Genomic DNA, 14,104 nt, shown 5'->3' with positions numbered 1-14,104 from the left:
GGCTCGGGGAGGGTTCCGGCCTTCATCGGATCATCAACCTCAATTGGGGCAGTTCCCCGGGGAACGGCGATCATGTTGGCGGATGGAGCGTCCGAAGTCAAAGCACCGCCAATCAGGGAACCTCCAGGAAGAAAGCCTGACTTTCCACAGCAGGAAGCCCCAGTCCAGACGCGAGGGGGGGTGCCAGTTCATTCGGCACACGCCATGTCTGCCCACTGGGTTGGATCAACACCACCGCGTAGCGACCTCGGGGCAGCTCACGCAGCGGAACGGGGTTGGTAGGTACCCGGGCATCCAGTGCCTGGGGTCGCACTTCCACCACCAGCTCCGGAACGACGGCGCCTTCCATGCGAGGGTTGCCGTTCTCGTCGGTGAGCGCGGCGATGATGCTGTCTGGCACCAGGCGCGCGTTGAGCACGACGATATCCGGTACGCCGTCCTGGGAACCATCGGCGCGGGCGTAGTCCACGCCGGTGTCATCCGGGACGCCATCTCGGTCCAGGTCGTTCTCGTCCACCAGGTTGCTGGCGTTGTCCGCCAGCTTGCGCACCACCACGCGCGGCCAGAAGCCATCGGCGGTGCCGTCGTTGTCTGCGTCCAGGTAGCTGACGGCGAAGCCTTCCGGGCGCTGGTCCACCGCGCCGTCGTGGAGGGACAGCGGCTGGAGGCGCAGCTGCTTCACCGAGCTGCCCAGCTGCCCGTCTCCCTGCACCACCTGGAACGTGGGCCGGTCCCTCGGCACGCGCGCGGTGTCGGAGATGCTCACCGCCACGCCGGTGAGGGGCTGCGGCTGGCCGTCCGCGTCCGCGACGACTTCCACCGTGAGCGGTCTGCCGGTCGCGTCCACCGCCGCGCCACCCACGTCCCCCGCGTTGGGCTCGTTGGTGACGCCGTACCAGGGGTTGAAGTCGGACCGGCGGCAGTCCGCGCCCGCGTCCGAGCCGCAGCCGTTCGCGTCGATGAAGCCGCGGAGCATGTAGCGGCCCGCGGGCACCAGGCTGAAGCTGAAGGGCGCGACGAAGGGGCCGGGCGTGTCACCCGCCAGCGCCGGGCCGAAGAGCTGCTCGGCGGGGACGACGGTGAAGGTGATGGGGCGGCCGGTGCCCTGCGGCGGCGGGGGCCGGTCCGCGTCGTAGAGGAACACCACCGCGTTGCCACGCGCGCGTGACTGCACCACCAGGTTGCCGTCGATGCGCGCGTTGCGCGTGTTCTGCCGCACGTCGGCGGTGGGAACCACGGGCGGTGCGTCGCAGCCGAGCCCGAGCACGGACGCGAGGGCGAGGCCACCAGCGGCCCGCTTCCAGGAGGACAGGGTAGGGCGGCTCATGGAGTCACCGTCAGGGTCGCGTAGACGCGCCGCTCGATGCGATTGCCAAAGGGGTGCTGGGAATGCGCGCCGCCCAGGTGGCTGCCCACCAGCGCGACGGTGACGGTGTCCTTGACGGCCATGTAGCCCACGCGCGCGTTCACCACGGTGTAGGCGCGCAGCGGGTTGGACACCAGTTCGATGCGCGTGGGGTCCGCGGCGGCGGGCTCGCGCTCAATCCAGGTGGAGGCGGACGTGTAGGCCGCGTCCACGCCGAACTCCAGGTCCGCGCGTGAGCGGTAGGTGAGGCCGCCGTACAGCCGGAACTGCGGCGCCTGGTTGCACGGGCCGCACTCGGCCGCCGACTCGCGGTCCGACGTCACGTCCTGCAGCGACGCGCTCAACTTCAGTCCCAGGCCGTCCACCGGCGCCAGGGTGACGCCCGCTTCGGCGCCGCGCGCGGTGTAGATGGCGTCCTCGTTCTGGAAGGACGAGCTGCCCAGCAGGTACGAACCGGTGCCCGGGTCATACGACTGGCCCGGCGGCAGCCGCGACACCCCGGACAGACCGATGAGGTCTCTCACCGTGTTCTGGTACACGGCCACGTCCAGGTCGATGCCCAGCTCCGGGGACTCGCCGCGCCAGCCCAGCTCGAAGGCGGTGAGGCGCTCGGGGCGCAGCTGCTGATTGCCGGTGGTGAGCGTGCTGACGCCGTTGATGCCCGGCACGGGCACCGTCAGCTGCGTGTAGCTCTCCAGGAACGTGGGCTCGCGGAAGGCGGAGGCCGCGCTCGCGCGGAAGGCGTGGTTTTCGAAAGGCTTGAACAGCGCGGAGATGCGCGGCGAGTGTGCCAGGCCCGGGCTGCCCAGGTTGAGCAGCGGGTGCCGGTCCACGCGGTAGCTGGCCACCAGCGCCAGCGGCTCCACGATGCGCCACTCGTCCTGGACGAAGAAGGCCGCGTGCACCTGCTCGCGCAGCGGGCCCAGGTAGTCTCCCCAGTCCACGCGCTTGAGGCGGCCCTCCACGCCGATGTTGAGCTGGTGCGTGCCCGCGAGCTCGAAGTCACGCGCGAAGAGCAGCTCGGCGTTGAAGAGGTTGGAGTTGAGCGACGTCACCAGCGAGCGCTGGCCCGTGGCTTCATACTGGGGACCCGCGTCGCTGGAGATGTGGTTCCAGAACGTCTTCAGCTTCAGCGGCCCCAGCTCCACGTCGCCCTTGGCGAAGGCGTTGACGCCGTCGATGAAGTAGTTGCGCAGCAGGCCCGGCGGATAGATTTCCGTGGTGAAGCGATTCACGCCGCCGGACAGGCCCACCTGGCGCCCTTCGGCGAAGGTGTACACGGCGGACAGCGACGCGCGCGCGCCGCGAGCGCCCAGGTCCGGGTCGGGGCCGCGCAGCGTCACGTCCGGCAGGCCGCTGGCGTAGTCCCGGCTCCACTTGTCCGTCTGCGAATAGCCCGCCGCCGCCCGGTAGCGCATCGCGCCCGAGCCGCCGTGGCTGACGAAGGAGCCCGCGGCGGTGTTGCCGGTGCCGCCGGTGACGTTGAACTGCGCGCGCGGTCCGGTGCCGGGCGCGCGGGTGATGATGTTGACCACGCCGAGCATGGCGTTGGCGCCGTACAGCGCGCTGCCCGGGCCGCGGATGACCTCGATGCGCTCAATCTCCTCCAGGCTGATGGGGATGGAGGACCAGATGGTGAGGCCCAGGAAGTCCTGGTACTCCGTGCGGCCGTCCACCAGCACCAGCACCTTGTTGGCGATGCGCTGGTTGAAGCCGCGCAGCGACACGTTGGCGCTGCCCACGCCCAGGGCCATGACGTCCGCGCCGGGCACGCGCCGCAGCAGCTCCGGCAGCGACGTGGCGCCCGACAGGCGGATGTCCTCCGCGGTGATGACGGTGGTGGCGTTGGGCGCGTCCAGCGAGGACTGCGCGCGACGGCTCGCCGTCACCACGCGCTCTTCGTAGGGCACCGCGCCCAGGTCCTCGCCGCCGGCCGTGTCGCCCGCGCCGGCGGAGGCGACGCCGGTGGGCGTCAGGCCGGGAATGGTGGCGCTCCCCACGGGCATGGCCTCGGCCCGTTCAATGGCCTTCTCCAGCCGCTCCAGCAGCGCGCTCAGCTGCTGCTGCGACTGCATGCCCGCGGGGGGCGGGGGCATGGGCACCGACGACGGGTCCTGCGCGGCGGCGGCCTGCGCTTCCTCGGCCTTCAGCTTCTCCTCCAGCGCGGCCACCGTGGGCAGCACGGAGGCCGCGTCCGGCGGATTGCTGGCGAGGTAGCGCTGGTACACCTCCAGCGCCGACTTCGAACGGCCCGAGTCCTGGTAGGCGCGGGCGATGTTGAAGAGGACGTTGGGGTGCGGCTTGATGGCGTAGGCGGCTTCGAGCTCGGCGATGCCCGCGTCGTACTGCTTCTGGGCGATGAGGCTCATGCCGCTGCGGAAGTGGCGCCGGGCCTCGAGGCGCGCGTCCGCCAGGGCCTCCCCCGCGCACAGACACATCGCGAGGAGGCCCGCTCGTTTGAAGGCTGTCAGGGTTTTCACTAGTACGGGTCGTCCTTGTAGGGCGACGAGTCTGGGGCCTTTCCAGGCCGCGTGCTCGCCTTCTTCTTGGGCTGGAGCTTTTGCGTGAAGCGTTCTTCGGGGCCCGCGCCCCTGGCGACGGCGCGGGCGCGCTGGTAGCCGTCCAGGGTGAAGGTCAGCGCCGCTTCCGCGACGCCGCTGGCATTCGGAGCCACCTCGAGGTTCAGGGGCGTCTCGCCCACGTCCTGCCCCTGGTACGTCACGCGCGCGCCCAGGGGGTCGCTGACGATGAGGAAGCGCACCGGCTTCACGGTGGGGCGCGTCAGCGGAGCCAGGGCCAGCTCCTCGTCGGACGCACCCTCCGCGGACTCCGCGGGCGGGAGGGCGGCCTCGGGCGCGTTGGCTTCGGGCGCGGCCTGGGCGGTGGTGGGCGGTGTCGGTGGGACGACGGGCTCGACGGGCGGGGTGGGGCGCATCGCCACCACCAGGGCCACGCCAAGGCCCACCAGCAGCGCACCACCGCCGAGGATCATCCCCAGCGGCTTGCGGCCCTTGACCGGCGCCTCCTCCACGGAGATGTCCAGCGCCACGGTTGCGGGACCGGAGCCGGCCGCGCCGTGGGGGCCACTTCCGTGGGGGCCACTTCCGTGGGGACCACTGATGGGGCCGCTGCCACCGACGCCGCTGATGCCCGCGCCCGCGAAGCGTGCGCCACTGAAGGCGCCGCTGACGCCCACCGTGGACATGGTGCGGCGCATGGCCTCCATCACCTCGTCCATGGACTGGTAGCGCTCCGGTGGCGTCTTGGCCAGGCACTTCATCACCAGCGCCTCCACCTCGCCGGGGATGCCATGGTTGGGGTAGAGCGCGCCGAAGGCGGGCGGCAGTTCGTTGATGTGCTTGACGATGACGTCGATGCTCTGCGCGGCCAGGAAGGGCGGCCGCCCCATCAGCATCTGATAGAGCACCACGCCCAGGCTGTACACGTCACTGCGCGGGTCGGCGATGTTGCGCGCCTGCTCCGGCGCCATGTACTGCGGCGAGCCCAGGATGATGCCCGCCTGCGTGATGGACGTGTCCTGTGACACGGGCGCCGCGTCGCCGATGAAGGACTTCACCAGGCCGAAGTCGAGCACCTTCACCACGTCGTGGTCCGTCTCCTGATTGAGGACCATGACGTTGGCGGGCTTGAGGTCGCGGTGGATGAGGCCGACCTTGTGCGCCTCGCGCAGCGAGCGGGCGATCTGCTGGGTGATGTTGAGCGCGCGTGGCCACGGCAGCGGACCCATCTGCGTGAGGAGCTGGCCCAGCGTCAGCCCCTCCAGGTACTCCATGGCGATGTAGTAGATGCCGTCTTCCGTCTTGCCGTAGTCGATGACGGTGACGGTGTTCGGGTGGCGCAGCTTCGCGGTGACGCTGGCCTCCAGGAAGAAGCGCTTCTGGAAGCCCGGGTCCTTGCCCTCTCCGTACTGCGGATTGAGCACCTTGAGCGCCACCAGCCGGTCCAGCGGTGACTGCACGGCCTTGTAGACGCGGCCCATGCCTCCGGCGCCAAGCGTCTCCAGGATGCGGAAGCGCTCGTTCAGGACCCGGCCCAGCATCGGGTCCGCGACGTCGGGGGGGGCGCCATTCGTCGGGGCGTTGCTCTCCATCATGACTGCCCCCACCGACCGGTGAGGCACGTGACACGCCGGTCGCACATGAGGGCAGATGCTAACACTGCAATCGTCCACCTCCCAAGCGACCCGCCGGGTTGGCGCAGTGCGCCACCGGCCGAGAATCCGGCTCGGGCGCCACAACGTTTCCCAGGTGACACCCGTTCGCCGTGTCGTGACTGGGAGTGCGGTGAATGCCCGGCACACGCGCATGGGCGCGTGCTACGGACACGTAGCGCGGCGGTGGCCGCGTTAGGGTGCGGTCCCGCATGAATGCCCGCCTGTCCGAGCTGCTCTCCGGTGCGCCGCCCTATCCCCACCGCGTCGTGTGTCTCACCGAGGAGACGACGGAGGTGCTCTACCGCCTGGGCGCGGAGGACCTGGTGGTGGGCGTGTCCGGCTTCACCGTGCGTCCGCCCCAGGCGCGCAAGAAGCCGCGGGTCAGCTCCTTCCTGGACGCGAACTTCGAGCGCATCCTGGAGCTGAAGCCGGACCTGGTGCTGGGCTTCTCCGACTTGCAGGCGGACATCGGCCGCGAGCTGGCGAAGCGGGGCGTGCCCGTCTACCTGTTCAACCAGCGCTCTCTCGCGGAAATCCTGCAGTCAGTGCGGCTGACGGGCGCGCTGGTGGGGCGGCCGGAGGCCGCGGAGGCGCTGGCCGCCGAGCTGACCGCGAACCTGGAGCGGCACGCGGACGCGGCGGAGTCGCTTCCACGCCGGCCGCGCATCTTCTTCGAGGAGTGGCATGAGCCGCTCATCTCCGGCATCCGCTGGTGTTCGGAGCTGGTGGAGCTGGTGGGCGGCGTGGACGTGTGCCGGGAGTCGCGCGCGTCGCAGGGGGCGCAGGGCCGCATCTTCGCGCCGGAAGAGGTGGCGCGGCGCGACCCGGAGGGCGTCATCGCCAGCTGGTGCGGGCGCAAGGCGAAGCGGGAGAAAATCGTCGCCCGCCCCGGGTGGACCGGGGTCCGGGCGGTGGTGGATGACCAGCTCTACGAGGTGAAGAGCTCGCTCATCCTCCAGCCGGGGCCAGCCGCCCTGTCGGACGGCGTGGACCGGCTGGCGAAAATCGTCGCGGCGGTGGCGCGGGGCGAGAAGCTGCCGCCCCTGCGCGATGGGGAGCTGCGCTCCGCGGGGGCCTAGAAGTCCTTCACGCGGTCCGCGAGCGCCGAGTCCTCGACGAAGGCGTTGGAGTTGCCCTGGATGTTGGCGATGCGGCGGTTGCGCTCGATTTCGGCGGCGTCCACCGTGTCGAGCTTGTTCCACGCCTTGAGCGCCGCCTCCTCGTCGTTGGGGATGGCCTTGTTGTAGGTGGCGGAGAAGTAGAACATCGCGCGCGCCACGTTGCCCTTGTGGGCGTCGGGCGGCTCGAAGACCATGTTGCCGCGCGCGTCGGTGCCCAGCTTGGCGCCGTTCTGGCTCCACCGCACGTTGACCACTTCGCCGAACGGGAAGCTGCTGCGCCGGGAGTTGGCCTTGCTGTCGGTGGGGTAGAGGTGGTGCAGGTCGCTCTTCGCCGCGCCCGTGGCGCCCTTCGACTGGGGCCAGGTGTGCTCGGTGTTCATCACCGAGTTGTTGGGAATCTTGCCGCCCTTGACCTCGGCGCCCGTGTAGACGCAGACGACGTTGCCGTTCTCGTTCACGTCCAGGCTGGAGAACATCAGCCGGCGGGCCTCGTTGTAGCTGACCACCTTCTTGCCGGACGCATAGTCCTGGAGCGCGTCCAGCAGCGCGCCGTCGCGCAGGCCCTCGAAGAGGCCACCTTCGGGCTCTTCCGGCGCCTCGGGCTCCGTCACCGGCGTCTTCGGGGCGATGTCCAGGCCCCACGACTTCAGCGTGCCGGTGTCGCCGCGCGCCGCGTCCTGCACCTCCAGCGTCCAGGTGCCCTTCGTGGGCTCGCCCTTGAACGCGGACAGGTCGAAGGCGCCCGTCAGGTCATCCGACGAACCTCCCTTGCGGTTCGACACCACCGCGCTCTTGCCGGACGGCGAGGTCAGCGTCACCTTCAGGTCGCCCCGGTAGGTGTGCTCGATGTCCAGGTTGAGCTTGAGCGACTCCACCGTGGCGTCCTCGGGGACGTCGATGGTGCTCTCGATGGTGGTGTGGTCCTTGATGTCCGCGTTGGGGCTCGTGCTGTGGACCAGCGACGCCGCCGGTGTACCGGCCGCGGCCTTCAGGTGGGAGGCCGCCGCCTGCGTCGCGGTGGGCGTCTGGGGAACGAAGACGGCGCCGAGCTTCGTCAGCATCGAAGGCGTGGCGCCCTCGAGTCCCGGCCGCGCGGGCTGGAACGAGCTGGTGGCCGCGGCGGAGGTCGTCCGGGGAGTGGACGTCGTCTCACGGGCGGTTTCGGTGGTCGGGCGAGCGGAGAGGGGCGAGCGGCGGGGGCCGACGACGCTGGTCATGCCGTCATTATCCACCCAGTGGGCTTCGCGGTTGCTTCCCCCATGTATATTTTCGACGCGACCGTGAAAGCTGGAAATCCAGCGATGTGACAGAGCGCGGCATTGTCCAGGGGGCCATGCCGCGGCTCATGACAGGATGCCTTGCGTGCCGCTTTCGCTGCCTGTGTTGCTCGTCGCCATGTCTCTCGCGGCCGCGCCTTCCTCGTCGGAAGCGTCGTCTGGCGCGCCGGCGGAGGGGCTCGCGTCGGCCATCGACAACTACGAGGACGCGCTGATTGACGAGGCCCTGGCCCGGCATGGACGGGTTCTGGAGCCGGCGCCGGAGGGCAAGATTCTGGAAGAGGTGTTGGTGGCCACCGAGGACGTGGTGGCCGAAATCGACCCCTTCCCGGACTTCCTCAACCTCTTCCATGCCCGGACGCGGGACGACGTCGTCCGGCGCGAGGTGTTGCTCCAGGTGGGGGCGCCGTACTCGGAGGTGCTCGCCCAGGAGACGGCGCGCAACCTGCGCGGGCTGCGCCTGTTCTCCATGGTCCGCCTGGTGGCGGTGAAGGGGCGCACGCCGGACTCGGTGGCGCTGATGGCCGTCACCAAGGACATCTGGTCGCTGCGGCTCAACAGTGACTTCGCGGCGGTGGGCTCGCTGCTCCAGTACCTGAAGCTGCAGGGCACGGAGCAGAACTTCCTGGGGCGCGGCAAGCGCATCGCCGTGGACTTCGTGCTGCGGCAGGACACCCTCAGTCTGGGGCAGAGCTACACCGACCCGCGCGTGCTGGGCAGCCGCTGGTCGCTGAGCGAGTCCATCGCGGTCATCCAAGGGCGGGAGACGGGCAAGACGGAAGGCTCGCGCGGCAGCCTCGCGGTGAGTCGGCCGTTGTACTCGCTGTCCACGCCGTGGAGCGCTAGCGCCTCCGTCTCCTGGAACGTGGAGACCAACCGCGTCTACCGGGGCGCGTCCATCTGGCAGCTGCCATTCCCGGGCGGGCCCGCGGTGCCCTACATCTACCGGACCGAAGAGGTGGTGGGCGGCCTCACGTACACGCGCTCGATGGGCACCCGCTACAAGTGGAACGTGGGCGGCACGGTGGGGGCCTACCATTACGCCTACGGCGCGCCGCTGGCGTCCGGCCTGTCCCCGGAGCAGTCGGAGTGGTTCAACCGCAACTACCTGCCGCGCGCCGAGGACGCCGGCTATGTCGGCCTGAGCCTGCGCGCCTTCGACGCGCGCTACGAGGTGCTGCGGGACGTGGACTCGTACGTCCTGGCCGAGGACTTCCAGATGGGCCACTGGGTGGCGGCCACCCTGCGCTACGCGCCGCCGGTGTTCGGCGAACAGAGCCACTTCGTCGAAGGCGGGCTGGCGCTGCGCTACCGCCTGCGGCTGGGGGACACGCTCACCACCGCCTCCCTGTCGGGTTCCGTCCGCCGGCCGCTGGGGCCTGGGGGCGCGTGGACCAACCGGCGCTGGGCGGCGGAGTTGATGGAAGTGTCGCCCAAGGTGCTGGGCGGGCGCTTCGTGGCGCGCGGGCTGCTGGACGTGAATATCGACGACCTGTTCGACCGCATCCACCTGCTGGGCGGCGCCAACGGCCTGCGCGGCGCGGGCGCGGACGCGTACTCCGGCCGGCGGCTCCTGCTCTTCAACCTGGAGTACCGAAGCCGCCCCATCGTCGTGAAGACGGTGCACCTGGGCGGCGTGCTCTTCTGGGACTCGGGCAGCGCCTTCAATGACCGGCCCTCCATGGTGCACACGGTGGGCATGGGCCTGCGGCTGCTCTTCCCGCAGTTCAACGTCCTGCCCTTCCGCGTGGACTTCGGCTACGTGCTCAACGACGCCCGGCCGCCGGTGGGCAGCCGCTTCTCCTTCGCGGGCGGGCAGATGACGGACGTGCGGCCCAACTTCATGGAGACGCCGCTGTAGCGCGCTGCGCGGCTCACGGGGGCTCGGTGCGCAAGAGCTCCCGGAACAGCACCTGGGCCGCGTCCTGGAACAAGTCCCCGGACGCGAGCAGCCCGCCGCAGTGGTGGGGCTCGCGCGCCAGCGTCAGCGCCACCGTCTTTCGCAGCACCGCGTCCCAGAAGGGCTCCGAGTCCTCTGGAAGCAGGAACTCGCGAATCACCTGCTGGGGCCAGGGGAGCACCGTCGTCGGGTCCGCGTCGCTCAGGGACGTGAAGCAGTCCAGGTCCACGTCCAGCAGCACCCGGCCGGCCGCGTCCAGCACGTCGCGCACGGCGTCGCCGGGGGCAGGGCGGCTGTAGGCCTCCGCCGCCCGGTCCACGGTGGGCACCGCCACCAGCCGGTGCGCGCGGCCCCGCGTGTCCACGTAGGTGTCGCCCGCGAAGGCGCCGCGGGGGCGGGTGCGTGCAATCAGCAGCGCGTCTCCCACCAGCCCCGCCTCCATGGCCGCGAGGATGTGGTCGTAGTTGCGCACGTCCAGCGCCCAGCGGGCATGTTCATCCAGCGCGCGCAGCCCGGCCGTCCGGTCCGGCACGGCCGCGGGGGCCCGGGGCATCACGGTGTCCAGATGCCGGTCCAGCGTCACCAGCAGGGCGGGGCCCTCCGTGTCGCCCAGGGCGCAGGCCCAGGCGGGGAGGGCGAGCCGGTGCGGGTCGAACACGTAGGCGTCTCGGGGGCCCCGTCCTCCGCCCAGCCCCAGTCGGATGATGCCGGCCAGGCGCAGGTGCCGCGGGGCGTCGTCTTCCGTTTCCATTGCGTCGGGAATCCTCCAGCACGCCAGGCGTTTGCTCCGGCCGCGAGGCCGCCGAGTGTAGGCTGTCCCGCACCTTTCCACGAAAGGAGCCCCGCCCTTCCCGCGGGGATTCGACGACGCATGCGCCACGTCCTCACCGCCGCGCTCCTGCTTGCGAGCGCTTCGTCCTCCGCCCAGGAGCAGAAGCCCCTGACCATGTCCAAGACGCAGCGGTCGCAAGACCCCTTCCTGCGCCAGTTCTCGGAGACGCGCCGCTTCATGAGCGGCCGGCCCGGCGGCGTGCGCATCTCCCCCGACGAGAAGAGCATCCTCTTCCTGCGCACCCAGCCCACGTCCAACGTGCAGACGCTCTACGCGTTCGACGTGGAGAGCGGGCAGACGCAGGAGCTGCTCACCCCCGAGGCCATCCTCAAGGGCGCCGAGGAGACGCTCACTCCCGAAGAGAAGGCCCGCCGTGAGCGCATGCGCGTCAGCGCCCGGGGTTTCACCAGCTACCAGCTGTCCGAGGACGGCAACCGGCTGCTGGTGCCCCTGTCCGGCCGCCTCTACGTGGTGGACCGCGCCAGCGGCAAGGTGACGGAGCTGAAGACGGGCCCGGGCACGTTGGATCCGCGCTTCTCCCCGGACGGCAAGCAGGTGTCCTACGTGCGGGACCACGACGTGTACCGCATCGACGTGGCCGCCAACCGCGAGCACCGCGTCACCAAGGGCGGCACCGAGGCGAAGTCGCACGGCGTGGCCGAGTTCGTCGCCCAGGAGGAGATGGGGCGCTTCACCGGCTACTGGTGGAGCCCGGACGCGAAGTCCATCGCGTACACGGAGGCGGACACGACGGAGGTGGAGAAGCTCACCATCGTCGACGTGATGCACCCCGAGCGCGGCGGCGAGGACTTCGCGTACCCGCGCCCCGGCAAGGCCAACGCGAAGGTGCGCCTGGGCATCACCCCCGTCACCGGTGGGAAGACCGTGTGGGCGCAGTGGGACGCGGCGAAGTACCCGTACCTGGCCACCGTGACGTGGCCCAAGGGCGGTCCGCTCACCGCGCTGGTGCAGAACCGGGAGCAGACCGAGCAGAAGCTGCTCGCGGTGGACACGCGCACGGGCAAGTCGCGGGAGCTGCTGACGGAGCAGGACGCCGCCTGGCTCAACCTGGAGCAGGTCTTCCCGCTGTGGCTGGAGGATGGCAGCGGCTTCCTCTGGTACACGGAGCGCAACGGCGGCCCGGAGGTGGAGCTGCGCAAGGCGGACGGCGCGCGGGTGCGCACCCTGGTGAAGCCGGACGCGGGCTTCCGCTCGCTGGCGCGCTACATCCAGAAGGATGACACGCTCTACTTCAACGGCGGCCCCAACCCCACGCAGAGCCACCTGTGGCGAGTGAAGGCCGGTGGCGCGCCGGAGAAGGTGACGACGGGGCTCGACATCGAGTCGGGCTCGGTGTCCAAGAGCGGCGGGCTGATGGTGATGAATGGCCAGGGCCTCAAGTCCATGCCCAGGGTGCAGGTGGTGCGCGCGGACGGAACCACCGTGGGCGAGCTGCCCTCGGTGGCGAAGGAGCCGCCCTACACGCCCAACGTGGAGCAGCGGCAGGTGGGCCCCGAGCGCTTCTGGACGTCCCTGGTGCGCCCGCGGGACTTCAAGCCCGGCAAGAAGCTGCCCGTCATCGTCGAGGTGTACGGCGGCCCCACCACCACCGTGGTCCACAAGAGCATGGCCGCGCACCTGATGTCGCAGTGGGTGGCGGACCAGGGCTTCCTCGTGGTGAAGATTGACGGTCGCGGCACCCCGCTGCGCGGCGCGAAGTGGGAGCGCGAGGTGAAGGGCGACTTCTCCGGCGTCACGCTGGAGGACCAGGTCGCCGCGCTCCAGGCGCTGGCCAAGGAAGTCCCGGAGCTGGACTTGTCCCGCGTGGGCATCTCCGGCTGGAGCTTCGGCGGGTACATGTCCGCGCTGGCCGTGCTCAAGCGCCCGGACGTCTTCAAGGCCGGCGTGGCCGGCGCCCCGGTGGTGGACTGGCTGGACTACGACACCCACTACACCGAGCGCTACCTGGGCGTGCCGCAGCAGAACCCGGAGGCCTACGAGAAGAGCTCGCTGCTCACGTACGCGCAGCAGGACAAGCCCATGGGCAAGCTGCTGCTCATCCACGGCACCGCGGACGACAACGTCTACTTCTTCCACACGCTGAAGCTGAGTGACGCGCTCTTCCGCGCCGGCAAGCCGCATGACCTGCTGCCGCTGAGCGGCCTGACGCACATGGTGCCCGACCCGCTCGTCACCGAGCGCCAATGGGAGCGCGTCATGGACCACTTCAAGCGCCACCTGTAGGCCGCGCGGCCCAGGGCTTGAATAACCAGAGGCCCGGTCCCCAGGTGGTGGGGCCGGGCCTCTTGTCATCGGCCAGTCCGGTGGGAGTGGCTGACGGACGCGTTAGCCGGCGGCGCGGACGTTCTGCGCCTGGAGGCCCTTGGGGCCACGGGTGACTTCGAACTCCACCTTCTGGCCTTCGGCCAGGGTGCGGAAGCCGTCCATGTTGATGGCGGTGTGGTGGCAGAACACGTCTTCACCGCCGCCGTCCTGGGTGATGAAGCCAAAGCCCTTCGCGTCGTTGAACCACTTCACGGTACCGGTTGCCATTGCACGTCCTTCAGTCTTGCGGGGCGGCGCGAGGAGAGCCGCCCGTTCTTCCCGCCCCCCGACAACCGGGAGACACTCCCAGTTGTAGTGAAACGGCCGGCTGGAAGTCCAGCCGGCCGCCCGGAATGCAAGTCTTGCCCGGATGCCGGGCCTGAAGTCAGACGTCCAGGAGCAGCCGCTCCGGGTCCTCGATGCACTCCTTCACGCGCACCAGGAACTGAACGGCCTCGCGGCCGTCGACCAGCCGGTGGTCGTAGGTGAGCGCGATGTACATGATGGGCCGAATCACGACCTGGCCGTCGCGGGCCACGGGGCGGTCGACGATGTTGTGCATGCCCAGGATGCCCGTCTGCGGCGGGTTGAGGATGGGCGTGGACAGCATGGAGCCGAAGATGCCGCCGTTGGTGATGGTGAAGGTGCCACCCTGGAGGTCGGCCAGGGCCAGCTTGTCATTGCGCGCCTTGGTGCCCAGCTCGCCCACGGACTTCTCCAGCTCCGCCAGGCCCTGCTTGTCCGCGTTGCGCACCACCGGCACCACCAGACCGCGGCTGCCGCTGACGGCCACGCCGATGTCGTAGTAGTGCTTGAAGATGACGTCCTCACCGTCAATCTCCGCGTTGATTTGCGGGAAGGCCTTGAGGGCCTCGACGGAGGCACGGATGAAGAAGCTCATGAAGCCGAGCTTCACGCCGTGCTTCTGCTGGAACTTGTCGTTGTACTTCTTGCGCAGGGCCATCACCTCGCCCATGTCCACCTCGTTGAAGGTGGTGAGCATGGCGGCGGTGGACTGGGCCTGGATGAGGCGCTCGGCCACGCGCTTGCGCAGCGGCGTCATCCGCACGCGCTCCTCGCGGGCGGCGTTCGGGCGGGGGCCGGCGGGC

Annotated in this window: 10 protein-coding genes; 3 read left to right on the top strand and 7 right to left on the bottom strand. The window is 70.1% G+C overall.

The genetic code is table 11. The annotated features are described in order from the left end of the window. Window positions 1-112 precede the first annotated feature (112 nt). Genes HNV26_RS34245 through HNV26_RS34235 form a run of 3 tightly spaced genes read right to left on the bottom strand, consistent with a single transcriptional unit; the run spans window position 113 to window position 5,480 of the window. A complete protein-coding gene (locus HNV26_RS34245) occupies window positions 113-1,327 on the bottom strand; it encodes a hypothetical protein (protein WP_171445358.1) in 1,215 nt (404 codons plus the stop codon). Continuing rightward, window positions 1,324-3,846, bottom strand: a complete 2,523-nt coding sequence (locus HNV26_RS34240) for a TonB-dependent receptor domain-containing protein (RefSeq protein ID WP_483598395.1) — start codon at window positions 3,844-3,846, stop codon at window positions 1,324-1,326. The genes HNV26_RS34245 and HNV26_RS34240 overlap by 4 nt, the downstream gene beginning before the upstream one ends. Beyond that, entirely contained in the window at window positions 3,846-5,480 is a 1,635-nt protein-coding gene (locus HNV26_RS34235) for a serine/threonine protein kinase (protein ID WP_171452963.1), read from the bottom strand. The genes HNV26_RS34240 and HNV26_RS34235 overlap by 1 nt, the downstream gene beginning before the upstream one ends. A 269-nt stretch (window positions 5,481-5,749) precedes the next feature. On the opposite strand from HNV26_RS34235, the gene HNV26_RS34230 reads away from it, so the two are divergent. Then, a complete protein-coding gene (locus HNV26_RS34230; protein WP_171445325.1) occupies window positions 5,750-6,619 on the top strand; it encodes an ABC transporter substrate-binding protein in 870 nt (289 codons plus the stop codon). On the opposite strand, the gene HNV26_RS34225 is transcribed toward HNV26_RS34230, so the two are convergent. Further along, a complete protein-coding gene (locus HNV26_RS34225) occupies window positions 6,616-7,878 on the bottom strand; it encodes an endonuclease (protein WP_171445324.1) in 1,263 nt (420 codons plus the stop codon). The two genes, HNV26_RS34230 and HNV26_RS34225, sit on opposite strands and share 4 nt — an antisense overlap. A gap of 136 nt (window positions 7,879-8,014) precedes the next feature. Between HNV26_RS34225 and HNV26_RS34220 the strand changes: the two genes are divergently transcribed. Beyond that, window positions 8,015-9,799: a BamA/TamA family outer membrane protein gene (locus HNV26_RS34220; RefSeq protein ID WP_171445323.1), complete on the top strand. Its 1,785-nt coding sequence runs from the start codon at window positions 8,015-8,017 to the stop codon at window positions 9,797-9,799. 13 nt (window positions 9,800-9,812) lie between these two features. Here HNV26_RS34220 and HNV26_RS34215 read toward each other — a convergent pair whose 3' ends face one another. Then, window positions 9,813-10,589 (bottom strand): UPF0489 family protein, encoded by a 777-nt coding sequence (locus HNV26_RS34215; RefSeq protein WP_171445322.1) that lies wholly within the window; start codon window positions 10,587-10,589, stop codon window positions 9,813-9,815. Window positions 10,590-10,709: 120 nt separating this feature from the next. On the opposite strand from HNV26_RS34215, the gene HNV26_RS34210 reads away from it, so the two are divergent. Continuing rightward, window positions 10,710-12,914: a S9 family peptidase gene (locus HNV26_RS34210; protein WP_171445321.1), complete on the top strand. Its 2,205-nt coding sequence runs from the start codon at window positions 10,710-10,712 to the stop codon at window positions 12,912-12,914. A 102-nt stretch (window positions 12,915-13,016) separates the two neighbouring features. On the opposite strand, the gene HNV26_RS34205 is transcribed toward HNV26_RS34210, so the two are convergent. Together HNV26_RS34205 and sucB are read right to left on the bottom strand one after the other, a co-directional pair. Next, window positions 13,017-13,223 (bottom strand): cold-shock protein, encoded by a 207-nt coding sequence (locus HNV26_RS34205; protein ID WP_011555986.1) that lies wholly within the window; start codon window positions 13,221-13,223, stop codon window positions 13,017-13,019. 157 nt (window positions 13,224-13,380) lie between these two features. Next, a partial coding sequence (sucB, locus tag HNV26_RS34200; RefSeq protein ID WP_171452962.1) for a dihydrolipoyllysine-residue succinyltransferase occupies window positions 13,381-14,104 on the bottom strand: 724 nt, incomplete at its 5' end.

It is taken from the genome of Myxococcus xanthus, from assembly GCF_013116825.1.
Taxonomy (GTDB): Bacteria; Myxococcota; Myxococcia; order Myxococcales; family Myxococcaceae; genus Myxococcus; species Myxococcus xanthus_B.
The sequence above is the reverse complement of the archived record's forward strand: the minus strand, read 5'-3'. Positions and strand labels throughout refer to the sequence as shown.